The following is a 13,219-nucleotide window of genomic DNA, read 5'->3' as shown; positions in this document are numbered from 1 at the left end:
AGCGCACTTAATTAAGCGAATTGGTATGGCATATTGATGCGTTGATTGTACCTCTATTTTGCACTTAATTGCACGGGAGGTTGCAGCTGCATTACTTCATCAAGTTGAATTTGTTGAACATGCTCAAGCTCAAGCAAGGCATCTAAGACTGCTTTTGTGTGCTGTTTTTCTATTTCAGCACTGCAAAAATCAATGATACTAAAACGGCGTTTTATCAATAAGCCATCGATATCAGGTAAAGGATCTTTGGTTTCTATTAGCACGCGTGTGGCAGGGCAGGGGTCGGCATACCCAGAGCGCATTAATTTGTTTAAGTTAAATAAATTATCGTCGAGTTTACCAAGCTCTACGGCGGTTTTAGCGCTATGCGGAATAAATAATGACTCACCAAAGCGGTTTGTTTTAATCTCGCCATCTGCTTTAATTGGGGTGACTTGATTATTGTCGAAGCTGACAATATCTCCGGTAAGTAACGTATATTGACTCATTGTGTTCCCTCGCAATGTGTTGTCTTTTTCTGATCATAGCAAAATGGTGTGTTTTACCAAGCCCTGATATAGTAATAAGGCCTTAAATTTTATGCGAGTATTTTATGTTACGACTCACAATCGCTTTATCAGCCCTTTTATTTTCTCAATTAAGCGTCGCTGCAATGAGCCCTGTCGGGCTTTGGAAAACCATTGACGAAGAAACCAATGAAGCTAAATCTTTGGTACGCATTCGTGAGCAAAACGGTGTACTTATTGGTGAAGTTGAAAAAATTCTTAACCCAGCCAAACAAGATGCAATATGTGATGCATGTAAAGGCGATAAAAAAAATAAGCCAATTTTGGGAATGGCCATTATCGATGGCGCGAAAGAAGCGGGCGATGGCAGTTGGCAAGACGGTGAAATTCTTGACCCTAATAATGGCAAAACCTACACCTTAAAGCTCACCCCTAAAGAACAGGGAAAAGTGCTTGAAGTACGCGGTTATATCGCCTTTTTCTACCGCAACCAATACTGGCAGCGTGTTGAATAGCCTGACATTAAAACGCCAAGCAATGCTTGGCGTTTTAATAAATAAATGGGTTATGCAGCAATTCACTTAATTAGGGAGTGAATATTACAGGGTCTCGCTGTATTCAGTCATCACCTGCTCAACCCAATTAGCAATACGTTCATCGCTGAGTTCATATTGGCTGTCTTCATCAAGTGCCAATCCAACAAAGTGTTTACCCTCATTTGTGAGAGCTTTTGACGCTTCAAATTCATAGCTTTCATCGTTAGGCCATAGACCTAAGAAGGTAATATCTTGATGGCAAATTTCGTCGTGTAGCATACCCAAAGCATCTTGAAACCACTGGCCATAACCTTGCTGATCGCCCATGCCAAAAAGGGCCACGGTTTTACCGTTTAGATTCACCTCTTTGATGTCGTCCCAAATAGATTCCCAATCTTCTTGTAACTCACCAAAATCCCACGTTGAAATGCCGAAGATAACGAAATCGAATTGTTCTGCATTTTTTAATGGCTCATCTTTGATATTGTGTAAGCTGACAACATCTTGCCCGATAATATCGCGAATTTTCTCTGCCGCTATTTCTGTATAGCAAGTAGTAGAACCATAAAATAAACCAATCTGCATCGTATTTATCACCGTCTATTTGCTTGATATGATAGTTACTCAAGCTGCTTTTAGTATCTATCTTCCTGTAGTTTGATACTATTTTACCGTAAGGCTTTTTTAATTGATACCTTGATAAGGATGACAATACGCGTGGCTGAAAATAATTTCACAGCTGAAAAAGTAGCAATAACGTCAAACAATGCCGAACATTTAGAGCTGTTTTTAGATATTTTGTACCTTGAGCAAGGGGTCAGTGAAAACACATTGATGGCATATCGCAGCGATCTTGATAAGTTTTGTCAGTTTTTAAAAGACAAAGATCTACTGGCTGTCAGCAGTGAAGATATTGAAGCATACTTGGCATACCGAGTTGATTTAGGGCTTAAATCACGCAGCACTGCGCGCAGCATCAGTGCGCTTAAACGTTTTTACCAATACTTTGTACGTGAAAAAGCCATTGCTGATTCGCCAATGCTGAATATTGCACAGCCAAAAGCAGGGCAGTCATTACCCAAAACTCTGTCTGAGGCTGAGGTTGAAGCACTACTCGCTGCGCCTAATATTGAAGAGCCTATGGGGCTGCGCGATAAAGCGATGTTGGAGCTTTTATACGCAACGGGTCTGCGCGTCACTGAGCTGGTAGGGCTTAGGATGGAGCAAATTAACTTGCGCCAAGCAGTTGTGTTCGTCAAAGGTAAGGGAAATAAAGAGCGTTTAGTGCCGCTTGGTGAAGAAGCGATGTATTGGCTTGAGCGCTTTTTAAAAGTTGGCCGCGCGCAGATGATCAAGCATGCAACTGACTTTGTGTTCCCATCTAAGAGAGGGATTGGCATGACGCGACAAACTTTTTGGCATCGTATCAAACACTATGCTATTTTGGCATCAGTTGAATCGCCGTTATCACCGCATACGCTTCGACATGCGTTTGCAACGCATTTGCTGAATCATGGGGCTGATCTTCGTGTCGTGCAAATGATGTTAGGTCACAGTGACTTATCAACAACACAGATTTATACCCATGTAGCGAATGAGAGATTGAAGTCGGTACACGAGCAACATCATCCACGTGCTTAGTGCAAGATTTTTAAAGATGTACCGGTCTATATAATAAATGATCAGGATATAGGATAGTTATGAAAAAGTTAGTTTTAGCCACGGCACTGCTTGGTACGAGTTTAAGTGTGTTTGCAAATGGTGTGTCGACCACCGACGCTGCAGATGCGCCAATTATTGCTAAATTTGCTGAGTTAGGTGTTACGGTTAAAAAAGTAAACCCAAGCCCTGTTGCTGGCCTTAAAGAGCTAATTACTGACAAGGGGGTACTTTACGCAAGCCCTGACGGTCAATTTTTAATGCAAGGTACGCTGATTGATCTTCAAAATCGCGTCAATCTCACTGAGCACGCATTAAGTGATGTACGTAAGGCGGGTGTGGCTGAATACGAAGATTCAATGATTGTTTATAAAGCAAAAAATGAAAAACATTCAATTACTGTATTCACCGATATTACATGCGGTTACTGTCGTAAATTACACCGCGAATTAGACGATTTCTTAGAAGCGGGCATCACCGTAAAATACCTAGCTTTCCCTCGTGGCGGTTTACGCGGTAAAGGTTACGAAGACTTAATGAATGTGTGGTGTGCAAAAGACCCAGCAGAAGCACTAACTGAAGCCAAAGCCGGTGCAGAGGTTGCCAAGGTAGAAGGATGCAGTGCCCCTATTGCTGAGCATTATCAATTAGGCCAAAGCTTTGGTATGTCGGGTACACCTGCAATTATTTTAGAAGATGGAACGATGATCCCAGGTTATCAATCAGCAGCACAAATTAGCCAAGCGCTTGATGCCTTACCAAAAACATCTTCATAATCTTTTTATAAATAGGCCTACCTTAGGTAGGCCTTTTATTCGCTTTAAGCTAACTAAAGTAATACTTCCAACATGGAAAAAATAATCCAAGTTCGTCCCCGTGTCGATGACTCATACCTTCCTCAACACTTACATCCCGTTATTAAGCAAATTTATGCCTCGCGCCAGGTAAAAGATGCCAATGAATTAGATAACAGTGCAGCGACCCTGCATGACTTTAAATTATTTAAAGACATAGACAAAGCCGTATTATTACTGCAACAGGCACTCGCAGAACAACAGCGAGTATTAATTGTCGGTGACTTCGACGCCGATGGTGCAACCAGTACGGCCACTTTAATGCAAGGCTTGGCCATGTTTGGGTTTAACAACCTTGACTATTTAGTGCCTGATAGGTTTAGCCTTGGTTATGGCTTAAGCCCCGCACTGGCGGCGCAAATTGTTGAAATGAAGCCTGAGCTGGTTATTACAGTGGATAATGGTATTTCGTGCATTGATGGCATTGCGATTGTGAAGCGCGCCGGTATTAAGGTACTGGTTACAGATCATCATTTACAAGGGGATACGCTGCCTAATGCAGATGCTATCGTGAACCCTAACCGCCATGATTGTCAGTTCCCATCTAAATCGATTGCCGGTGTAGGCGTGGCATTTTATTTATTAATTGCGCTGCGCAGCCACTTACGCGAACAAGGGGCCTTTGAGCATAGTCCAATGCCAAACCTTGCTGAGTTACTTGATATTGTCGCCCTTGGTACGGTGGCTGATGTCGTTGCGCTTGATGCTAATAATCGTACGTTGGTTCACCAAGGATTAGCACGTATTCGCAGTGGTAAAACTCGTCCGGGAATAAGCGCTTTAATTGAAGTGGCTAATCGAAATGCGGCACGTTTAAGTGCCAGTGACTTTGGCTTTTCATTGGCTCCTCGCTTAAACGCTGCAGGGCGTTTAGATGACATGAGCTTAGGCATCGCGTGCTTGTTATCAAACGACATAAATCAAGCTCGCCGTATTGCCAGTGAACTCGACAGCCTTAATCATGAGCGCCGCGAAATAGAGCAGGGCATGCAGGTTGAGGCGCAGGCCGTGCTCGATCGCCTTGCCTTTAAAACCGACGCTATCCCCGATGCGATTTGCTTGTATCAAGCTGACTGGCATCAAGGGGTAATTGGTATATTAGCGGGGCGTTTAAAAGAGAAATATCACCGGCCTACGATTATTTTTGCCGCGGGCGATAACGGTGAAATAAAAGGCTCATGTCGTTCAATTGAAGGTCTGCATATGCGTGACTTACTTGAACGAGTGAATACTCTACACCCACACTTAATCAGTAAGTTTGGGGGGCATGCAATGGCAGCCGGCTTGAGCATTAATGAGCAGAGTTTTCCCGAGTTTAAAGCTGTGTTTGAGCGTATGGTCACCGACACACTGACCGATGAGCATAAACAAAGTATTTTGTTGACCGACGGCGAGTTGCCAAATGAGTGTTTTTCGATGGAGTTTGCCAACCTGTTAAAAAATGCAGGGCCATGGGGACAGCAATTTCCCGAGCCGGTATTCGAGCACCTATTCGAGATTATTCAACAACGTATTGTAGGTGAAAAGCACTTAAAACTCGTGTTAAAGCATCAATCTGGACGTTTGGTTGATGGTATTGCATTTGGTGTCGATGTGCGTGCCTGGCCCGATACCGAAGCACGCTATGTTAAAGCTGCCTACCAACTCGATATAAATGAATTCCGTGGCAAATTCTCGTTACAACTGATTATTCGAGAGCTACAAAAAGCGACATAAAAATATCGCTATAATCGACATAAAAGGCTAATAAAACGCTCGGTTTTTTGTTAAAATCGGGCGTTTTTAATATTTGTAGATATTTTACCGTAATTCATCTTGAGAGCTGTGCGCGGTAAATCAGCCATTTTGGAGTAATGTACATGTTTGAAGTGAATCCTGTGATTAATCAAATCAAGGAAATTCGCGAACGTACTGAACTGCTTCGGGGGTACCTTTGACTACCCTCTTAAAAAAGAGCGGTTAGAAGAAGTTAACGCAGAACTTGAAGATTCAGCAGTGTGGAATGAGCCTGAGCGTGCTCAAGCCCTTGGCCGTGAAAAGTCGGCATTAGAAGCTATCGTTGAGACCATTGATAATTTAGTGGCCGGTACTGAAGATGTTGAAGGCTTAGTTGAACTTGCTGTTGAAGCCGAAGATGAGGAAACCTTTGCTGAAGCCGAGGCTGAATTAGCCGATTTAAATGCGCAACTAGAAAAGCTTGAGTTCCGTCGTATGTTCTCAGGTGCCCATGACCAAAACGACGCGTACTTAGATTTACAATCGGGTTCTGGCGGTACTGAAGCGCAAGACTGGTGTAATATGCTACTGCGCATGTATTTACGTTGGGGTGAAGCGAAAGGCTTTAAAGTTGAGCTTGTTGAAGCAACCGACGGTGATGTGGCTGGTATTAAAGGGGCGACAGTTCGCTTTGTTGGCGAATATGCATATGGCTGGTTACGAACTGAAACGGGTGTGCACCGTTTAGTGCGTAAAAGCCCGTTTGATTCAAGCGGTCGTCGTCATACCTCGTTTGCGTCTGCTTTCGTGTACCCAGAAATTGACGATAATATTGAAATTGCTATTAACCCCGCCGACTTACGTATTGACGTATATCGCGCGTCGGGTGCGGGTGGTCAGCACGTAAATACCACCGAATCAGCAGTACGTATTACGCATTTACCAACCAATACGGTTGTGCAGTGCCAAAATGAGCGTTCGCAGCATAAAAATAAAGACCAAGCAATGAAGCAGTTAAAAGCGAAATTGTTTGAGCTTGAGTTGCAAAAACAAAATGCCGAGAAGCAAAGCCAAGAAGATGCAAAATCAGACATTGGCTGGGGAAGTCAAATTCGTTCATACGTGCTTGATGACTCGCGCATTAAAGACTTACGAACGGGCGTTGAAAACCGCAATACTCAAGCGGTTCTTGACGGCGATTTAGATAAATTTATTGAAGCCAGCCTTAAATCTGGCCTATAACCACCAAGCTAAAAAAGAGCTAAAAAATGACTGATCAAATCCAAGACGAAAATAAGTTAATCGCTGAGCGTCGCGGCAAATTAGACGCTATTCGCGAAAATTGCCCAGCCAACGGTCATCCAAACCAATTCCGTCGTGAACATTACACGGCTGATTTGCAAGCTGAGTTTGGTGATAAATCGAAAGAAGAATTAGTTGCTGAGCAACATGTAGTTTCAGTAGCAGGTCGTATCCTTGCTAAACGTGGTCCTTTCCTTGCGTTACAAGACATGAAAGGTCAAATTCAAGCATACGCATCAAAAGACGTACAAAAAGAATTAAAAGCAAAATACGGCCAACTTGATATCGGTGACATCATCGGTGTTAAAGGTGCGCTAAATAAATCAGGCAAAGGCGATTTATACGTCGAAATGACTGAGTATGAGCTACTGACTAAGTCACTGCGTCCATTACCAGAGAAATTTCATGGTCTATCAGACCAAGAAACAAAATACCGTCAACGTTATGTTGATTTAATCACCAATGAAGCGACGCGTGAGACATTCCGTATTCGTTCAAAAGTGGTAGAAGGTATTCGTCGTTTCTTAGCAGACCGTGATTTCATGGAAGTTGAAACGCCTATGCTACAGGTTATCCCTGGTGGTGCGTCTGCACGCCCATTCGTAACGCATCACAATGCACTTGATATCGATATGTATTTACGTATTGCGCCAGAGCTTTACTTAAAACGTTTAGTTGTGGGTGGCTTTGAGCGTGTATTCGAAATCAACCGTAACTTCCGTAACGAAGGTTTATCGACGCGTCATAATCCAGAATTCACGATGATTGAGTTCTACCAAGCATACGCTGATTACATCGACTTAATGAACATCACTGAAGATATGCTACGTACAGTTGCAACAGACGTACTGGGTTCACCAATCGTTGTTAACACAACGAAAAACGAGCATGGCGACGTAGTTGACTCTGTAGAGTATGACTTTGGTAAGCCTTTCGCACGTTTAACAATGAGCGAAGCTATCCTTAAGTACAACCCTGACTTTGATGCGGCTGTATTTAATGACCCAGAAAATCATTTTGAAGAGCTTAAAGCGTATGCGAAGCAAGTTCACGTTAAAGTACCTGAAAACTGTGTATGGGGCCCAGGTAAGTTCTTGTGTGAAATCTTCGAAGAGACTGCAGAGCATAAGTTAATTCAACCTACATTTATTACGGCATACCCTTGGGAAGTGTCGCCACTGGCTCGTCGTAACGATGAAAACCCATTTGTTACTGACCGTTTTGAGTTCTTTGTAGGGGGTCGTGAGCTTGCAAATGGTTTCTCTGAGCTAAATGATGCACAAGACCAAGCAGAACGTTTCTCTCGTCAAGTTGAAGAGAAAGACGCGGGTGATGATGAAGCAATGCACTACGACGAAGACTACATTCGTGCATTAGAGTACGGCTTACCGCCAACAGCAGGCGAGGGCATTGGTATTGACCGTTTGGTGATGCTATTTACAGACTCATCAACGATTAAAGACGTTATTTTATTCCCTCATATGCGTCCGCAAGCTGATTAATCAGTACTAAGACTCTAATAAACGCCGCTTTTTAGCGGCGTTTTTATTATCGGAAATTTCTGATTTTAAACGTTGAGCTCTGTGACTACTGATTTATAATTAATTGATAAAAAAAGAAATACTGATTAAGTCTGCGTTGTTGTTGTAGTAAAAGTGTTAAACATCGCCTTTTGTTCGTAATTACAGTGGTGTTTTTTTAATACGAGTATGAGAACATTGTACAAATGTCGTTCAACGTATTAGTGGACTTAATTATAATGACAAAAAAGCCTGTGCAGTTGCAGACAGACACCAGTAAAAGCGATGAGCAACGTGAAGCTTTTTATCGTGCCTGCATCGCCGAGTTTCAACAACTAGGCTATCAGGATCAATATTTAGCAGAAATAACCGATGAGCATATCCCATTAACGGGCATCGATTCGTTCAGACAAAAAGCAAAACCGGTCAAAGGCTGAGCAAAAGTTTGTTGTTTTTACCCGTAGTGGACAATCTATAACCATCTGTGCGATTTTCCTTGAAAAGTGTTTGACATATTTTCTGAAATCTTTATTATACGCCCCACAAGACGGAGAGGTGGCCGAGTGGCCGAAGGCGCTCCCCTGCTAAGGGAGTATAGGGTTTGTAGCTCTATCGAGGGTTCGAATCCCTCCTTCTCCACCATTTTTTAAATGGTTATCTTGTAAAGTAAAGAATGGGCGCATAGCTCAGCTGGATAGAGTACCTGGCTACGAACCAGGCGGTCGGAGGTTCGAATCCTCCTGCGCCCACCATCCTTTACTAACATCAAAATGTGGGCGCATAGCTCAGCTGGATAGAGTACCTGGCTACGAACCAGGCGGTCGGAGGTTCGAATCCTCCTGCGCCCACCACTTTTGAAAAGTCTTAGTGAGACTTAAACTAACTAGAATAGAATGTGGGCGCATAGCTCAGCTGGATAGAGTACCTGGCTACGAACCAGGCGGTCGGAGGTTCGAATCCTCCTGCGCCCACCACTTTCTATACATTCATACAGCAATGTAAGAAAGCATAAACCGACAAACTGTCGGTTTTTTTGTGTTTAAACGACACCGTCATTGCAAGACGTAAATAAGCAGAACTATTGCGGACGCGTAGCTCAGCTGGATAGAGTACCTGGCTACGAACCAGGCGGTCGGAGGTTCGAATCCTCCCGCGTCCGCCACTTTCACTCTGAAAGTGACATAAACCGACGAAAGTCGGTTTTTTTGTGCCCGAAATCCGCAGCCGCGGTATTATACCAATCCGCAAAAATACTTAATCATTTTGAGTGATCAAACCAGTCGCTACCTGCGTTAAAAATTTCTGATTTAGAACAACTAAATAACTAAATTTTTGCCTTGTTATCAACGCGGTTTTATTGCCTCAAAATAGACCACTTAATTAAGCGGAATGGTATTATACCATTTTGCAAAAATACTTAATCATTTTGAGTGATTAAACCAGTCGCTACCTGCGTTAAAAATTTCTGAACTAATAGGAATTGTTGGCAGTAAGTTAAGTGATAAGAACAAGCGCCAGCAAATAACTCGCATTACTGACGACTTTTTCCTCGACCGCATCAAAGATAACAGTGTATCGCTTTACCGTGACCTAATCACTAACTTGCAAAAGTACACAGACCAGGTTCTCTAAAAGAGTAAACTGACGTTGAATCTAAGCGTACGTGGCTCTATGGGGTGGTAGTGATTATCTTCTATTCCCCCTGCGGGCTCAGTCGGTAAGCGTGATGCATAATAGTAATCGATATCATGATCACTGCTATCGAATAGATTAAGTAGCTCTAAGCCGACTTTCCAGTGAGTATGTTGGTAACTAACTAAACCGTTAACGACGGTCAAAGGCTCTGAACGTTGACTGCCATCATCATTGAGCATGCGTTTACCTATATGGCGAAGACGCAACGATGTTTGCCATTGCTCTGTTATGTGCCAGTTTACCCCAGCACTGGCAACTACTGGCACAGCCCCTTCAATGCGGTCGTTCTGGCTATCTATGTCTAGGCGTGAATGTGTAAACGATGCTTCAGCATCAAGGCTAAGTGTCTCGGCTAGCCAATAGTAAGCGCTTAGTTCTAATCCGTAACGTGTTGATGCATCACTGGCTTCAGTATTGCCTGCATCACCAACAAAGAGGAGTTCTGAGTCAAGTGAAAGCCACCACAGTGCCGCTGAAAAGTTAAAGTGCTTTTCATCAAAGTAGCGCATGCCCAACTCAGCACCATTACTTTTAACCAGCAAATCAACGGTATCCGTGGCTGCAAGGGTTAAAGGGTCTTGTTGAATTGTTGCGCCGCGTGCATCGTTAGAATGAAACGATTGCCCCCAGTTGGCATAACCCGCTACGTTCTCGTTGAATAAATAAGTTAGGCTTGCTTTGAAACCGAGTAAATCGTCATTTGCATCGCCTGAATTTAAGTGATTATCGCTGTTAACGCTCGCATCAATATAGTCATAGCGTACGCCTACAGTGGCCTCTAATTGAGGGCTCATAGTAAGTTGGGTTTGCCAATAAGCAGCATAACTTGTTTCGTCAACACGGTCTTCACGTACGGTTGATAAGTAATTTCTCGACTGTGTGTTATACAGTCCTACGTTATCAATGTTATCGTTACGAAGTTCAACACCTACATCATGATTCAGTAAAATAGAGCCTAAAACATCCGAAAATTGATAACTGATTGCCCCGCCAGACACCGTACGATTATCACGTTGATTAAATTGGTCGCCATTAACAGGATCATTAAGAAAATACGAGAAATTAGAATACAAGTTCAGTTTGTAATCAATTACATAGGCATTAGCTGTGAGGTGTTCGTTTTGCCAATTAGCCGATAAGCTATAGCGACTAGAGCTGCCACCTAATGTGGTGTCCAAAGAGCCCAGCGATGAAATGATACCTTGATCAACGGCGCGTTGCGGAATTTGGTCAGCCGAATTCCACGTATTATCATATGCCATAGCACTGATGGATAGGTTACCGTGCTTAGACTCATTAACTAAACGAAGGAGGGCGTTCTTTTTATTTACACTTTCTTTAATGTCTTGCCATGGCCCGTCGTAACCTTGCCATTCTGTGGCGCCAATAAGTTTACTATTACCAAGTGGAATGCTGCCTAAAGCAACCGCGCGTAAATAGTTATCCTCACCAATAGTGAAATCTAACTGTTGATGCTTTGGGTTATCTGTCAGGTGAAAGTAGGCGCTGCCCGCAGTTGAAAAGTCACCTTGCTTGGCATCGTAACTGCCTTTTTGATAACTGACTGTGGCAATCGTTTCGGGAATAATAAAGTTCAAGTCTGTATAGCCTTGACCATGTCCATGGCTGCGCATATTGATTGGCATACCATCAATATTGGTTGAAAAGTCTGTACCATGGTCAAGGTTAAAACCACGAATAAAGTATTGATTTGCTTTACCTGAACCACTGTGTTGAGTAACGGCCATACCAGGGATTAACTCAAGTAGCTCTGTGCTTCTGAGCATGGGTCTATTTTCAATCTCACCTTGGCCAATAATGCCACTTGAGGCGCTGATTGATTCACCGATTAAGCCAGTGCGGTGGCCATATACGGTAATTTTTTCAATATTAGCAAATGCGCCACCAGAACAGCTTAGACAGCCCGCAATAAAGCATAACTTTTTCATTTTATAAATCCCTTTTCTATTTGGTATTAAAAGTATATACGCGTAAGTCATTTTTTTGGATGCAGAATAGATGAATCGTAATAAAGCTGAGTTAATTTGCTTCATGGGAAATTTGTGTTAAATTTAATAAAATATTCCAAAAATAAAAATAAGTGGGAATTTTATTTTATGCACACCATGCGTTTACGCTCTCTCAATTTTACGCTGTGTAGTAGCCTTTTTCTGTTAGTTGGCTGTCACGCGAATAACCCCGTGGACACAATGACTGACGAGCAGTTTTTTGCCGAAGTGATGATGGCACCTGCAATCATGCCACGTGATTTAAATAATACCGGTTGTTTAAGTCTCACTAATAATGGGGCTGGAAAAGGCTATAAAAGTGCTGACCAAGTGGCTTATCAGCAACCTGATTGGCAGTCTCGAATTGCCGCGGATTGGCAATATTTTTCTCCGTCTCAACAGCAAGGAAAATTGCTTGTTATTGATTATCAGGTAAGAGGTGGGGCACTTGCTTACCGTTACTTAAGCGATGGCACGCACAATGAGCTTTATGAGCCGTGGAGCTCATCAAAGATTCAAGCCTTCACAGGTGCTGTCGCTACCGTGAGAAAAGAGCAGCCTAAATTAGGTGCGCACGCACTGGCTGGTGATACTCCCTTGGCTGATTTAATTAGTAGCGTAAATAGCTATGAGCCATTTGGAAAAGCGGATGGCAATTCAAATGCAATCGCGAGTTATTTTATTAATGTTGCTGGGCGCAATACATTACAAAGCTTCTTTTATAATGACTGGTTAAAGCTCGAAACCCCTGGTTTATTATTTAATGGTGCCTATGGCGGTGAGCAGTTTATGCCATCTGATGAATATTGGCATGACCCTGCACACCCAGAACATGATGCAAAGATCAGCCATTACAAAGCAAATCGTGATGATCCTGGTTATTTAAGTTACCGTTGTGATAACTGCGGTTTAACGGGTAATAAGGCAATGACTACCTTGGCACAAGCTGAATGGTTAAAACGCCTTGTTAGTCACGACCGTGAACCCAGTACCCGTATGCCGTATTTGCAAAGTAGCGATGTAGATGTACTCCTTAATGGCACAGGTCATAGCGAACAACAGGCTGGCGGAGGTGGTATGATGATTGGCATCAGTCATCTTGTGACTAATGCACTTGCAAAAGCGATTGCACCCAATGATACACGCTCGGCAAAAGAAGTACTTGATACCGCGACAAATGGGCAGTGGCGAGTGTGGCAAAAAATCGGCTGGGGCCCAAGTGAAACTCGCTCTGCGACCGAAACGGTTATGCTCGCTCATGTTTGCTTGGGGCAAATTAATGGCGGTCGCGAGTTTACCTTGAGTATTCAGCAAGCAACCCCTGGTGCAGAGGAAGCCCACTTGCCAAAAGTAGGCAAGCTAATGCAGCAAAATTTGCAGGCAGCTTTTACAAAACTATTAGATTCACGCGCTCAATAAGTA

11 protein-coding genes and 5 tRNA genes are annotated in these 13,219 nt (G+C 43.1%); 13 read left to right on the top strand and 3 right to left on the bottom strand.

Translation table 11 applies throughout. From position 1 onward, the window contains the following. Nucleotides 1-53: 53 nt before the first annotated feature. Nucleotides 54-488, bottom strand: coding sequence for a hypothetical protein (locus LPA49_RS17675; protein WP_065978437.1), 435 nt, complete (start codon nt 486-488; stop codon nt 54-56). 164 nt (nt 489-652) lie between these two features. On the opposite strand from LPA49_RS17675, the gene LPA49_RS17670 reads away from it, so the two are divergent. Then, the gene (locus LPA49_RS17670) at nt 653-1,021 is read left to right on the top strand and encodes a DUF2147 domain-containing protein (protein WP_227006850.1); all 369 of its coding nucleotides are present in this window, start codon (nt 653-655) and stop codon (nt 1,019-1,021) included. An 84-nt stretch (nt 1,022-1,105) separates the two neighbouring features. Here LPA49_RS17670 and fldB read toward each other — a convergent pair whose 3' ends face one another. Beyond that, a complete protein-coding gene (fldB, locus tag LPA49_RS17665; protein WP_036970565.1) occupies nt 1,106-1,627 on the bottom strand; it encodes a flavodoxin FldB in 522 nt (173 codons plus the stop codon). Nucleotides 1,628-1,747: 120 nt separating this feature from the next. On the opposite strand from fldB, the gene xerD reads away from it, so the two are divergent. The 11 genes from xerD to LPA49_RS17610 all read left to right on the top strand — a co-directional run bounded on the left by xerD (nt 1,748) and on the right by LPA49_RS17610 (nt 9,255). Further along, complete coding sequence (gene xerD / locus LPA49_RS17660; RefSeq protein WP_036970563.1) at nt 1,748-2,683, top strand: site-specific tyrosine recombinase XerD; 936 nt, start codon at nt 1,748-1,750, stop codon at nt 2,681-2,683. A 59-nt stretch (nt 2,684-2,742) separates the two neighbouring features. Further along, nucleotides 2,743-3,477, top strand: coding sequence for a bifunctional protein-disulfide isomerase/oxidoreductase DsbC (dsbC, locus tag LPA49_RS17655; RefSeq protein WP_036970561.1), 735 nt, complete (start codon nt 2,743-2,745; stop codon nt 3,475-3,477). Between the two features lie 72 nt (nt 3,478-3,549). Next, entirely contained in the window at nt 3,550-5,271 is a 1,722-nt protein-coding gene (gene recJ / locus LPA49_RS17650) for a single-stranded-DNA-specific exonuclease RecJ (protein ID WP_036970559.1), read from the top strand. A gap of 143 nt (nt 5,272-5,414) precedes the next feature. Next, a protein-coding gene (gene prfB, locus LPA49_RS17645; protein ID WP_230237374.1) for a peptide chain release factor 2 occupies nt 5,415-6,513 on the top strand; the annotation gives its coding sequence in 2 pieces (ribosomal slippage) (nt 5,415-5,489 and nt 5,491-6,513; 1,098 coding nt in all). Nucleotides 6,514-6,539: 26 nt separating this feature from the next. Next, nucleotides 6,540-8,075 (top strand): lysine--tRNA ligase, encoded by a 1,536-nt coding sequence (gene lysS / locus LPA49_RS17640; RefSeq protein WP_036970557.1) that lies wholly within the window; start codon nt 6,540-6,542, stop codon nt 8,073-8,075. A gap of 257 nt (nt 8,076-8,332) precedes the next feature. Continuing rightward, a complete protein-coding gene (locus tag LPA49_RS17635) occupies nt 8,333-8,530 on the top strand; it encodes a hypothetical protein (RefSeq protein WP_118844781.1) in 198 nt (65 codons plus the stop codon). Nucleotides 8,531-8,642: 112 nt separating this feature from the next. Further along, nucleotides 8,643-8,735 (top strand) — tRNA-Ser (locus LPA49_RS17630). Nucleotides 8,736-8,768: 33 nt separating this feature from the next. Continuing rightward, nucleotides 8,769-8,845, top strand: a tRNA-Arg gene (locus tag LPA49_RS17625). 22 nt (nt 8,846-8,867) lie between these two features. Next, a tRNA-Arg gene (locus LPA49_RS17620) sits at nt 8,868-8,944 on the top strand. Nucleotides 8,945-8,990: 46 nt separating this feature from the next. Next, nucleotides 8,991-9,067, top strand: a tRNA-Arg gene (locus tag LPA49_RS17615). A 111-nt stretch (nt 9,068-9,178) separates the two neighbouring features. Continuing rightward, a tRNA-Arg gene (locus tag LPA49_RS17610) sits at nt 9,179-9,255 on the top strand. 466 nt (nt 9,256-9,721) lie between these two features. Here LPA49_RS17610 and LPA49_RS17605 read toward each other — a convergent pair. Then, nucleotides 9,722-11,737, bottom strand: a complete 2,016-nt coding sequence (locus tag LPA49_RS17605) for a TonB-dependent receptor (protein ID WP_230237372.1) — start codon at nt 11,735-11,737, stop codon at nt 9,722-9,724. Between the two features lie 168 nt (nt 11,738-11,905). On the opposite strand from LPA49_RS17605, the gene LPA49_RS17600 reads away from it, so the two are divergent. Then, nucleotides 11,906-13,216 carry a hypothetical protein gene (locus tag LPA49_RS17600; protein WP_230237370.1) on the top strand — a complete coding sequence of 437 codons (1,311 nt, stop codon included), beginning with the start codon at nt 11,906-11,908 and terminating at the stop codon, nt 13,214-13,216. Nucleotides 13,217-13,219 lie beyond the last annotated feature (3 nt).

Origin of the sequence: Pseudoalteromonas sp. MB41 (assembly GCF_020966275.1) — a bacterium.
GTDB lineage: Bacteria > Pseudomonadota > Gammaproteobacteria > Enterobacterales > Alteromonadaceae > Pseudoalteromonas > Pseudoalteromonas lipolytica.
The sequence above is the reverse complement of the archived record's forward strand: the minus strand, read 5'-3'. Positions and strand labels throughout refer to the sequence as shown.

Excerpts from the sequence above, each read along its gene's own strand:
- LPA49_RS17675 (WP_065978437.1), bottom strand. The coding sequence starts at position 488 with ATGAGTCAATATACGTTACTTACCGGAGATATTGTCAGCTTCGACAAT.
- LPA49_RS17670 (WP_227006850.1), top strand. The coding sequence starts at position 653 with ATGAGCCCTGTCGGGCTTTGGAAAACCATTGACGAAGAAACCAATGAA.
- fldB (WP_036970565.1), bottom strand. The coding sequence starts at position 1,627 with ATGCAGATTGGTTTATTTTATGGTTCTACTACTTGCTATACAGAAATA.
- xerD (WP_036970563.1), top strand. The coding sequence starts at position 1,748 with ATGACAATACGCGTGGCTGAAAATAATTTCACAGCTGAAAAAGTAGCA.
- dsbC (WP_036970561.1), top strand. The coding sequence starts at position 2,743 with ATGAAAAAGTTAGTTTTAGCCACGGCACTGCTTGGTACGAGTTTAAGT.
- recJ (WP_036970559.1), top strand. The coding sequence starts at position 3,550 with ATGGAAAAAATAATCCAAGTTCGTCCCCGTGTCGATGACTCATACCTT.
- lysS (WP_036970557.1), top strand. The coding sequence starts at position 6,540 with ATGACTGATCAAATCCAAGACGAAAATAAGTTAATCGCTGAGCGTCGC.
- LPA49_RS17635 (WP_118844781.1), top strand. The coding sequence starts at position 8,333 with ATGACAAAAAAGCCTGTGCAGTTGCAGACAGACACCAGTAAAAGCGAT.
- LPA49_RS17605 (WP_230237372.1), bottom strand. The coding sequence starts at position 11,737 with ATGAAAAAGTTATGCTTTATTGCGGGCTGTCTAAGCTGTTCTGGTGGC.
- LPA49_RS17600 (WP_230237370.1), top strand. The coding sequence starts at position 11,906 with ATGCACACCATGCGTTTACGCTCTCTCAATTTTACGCTGTGTAGTAGC.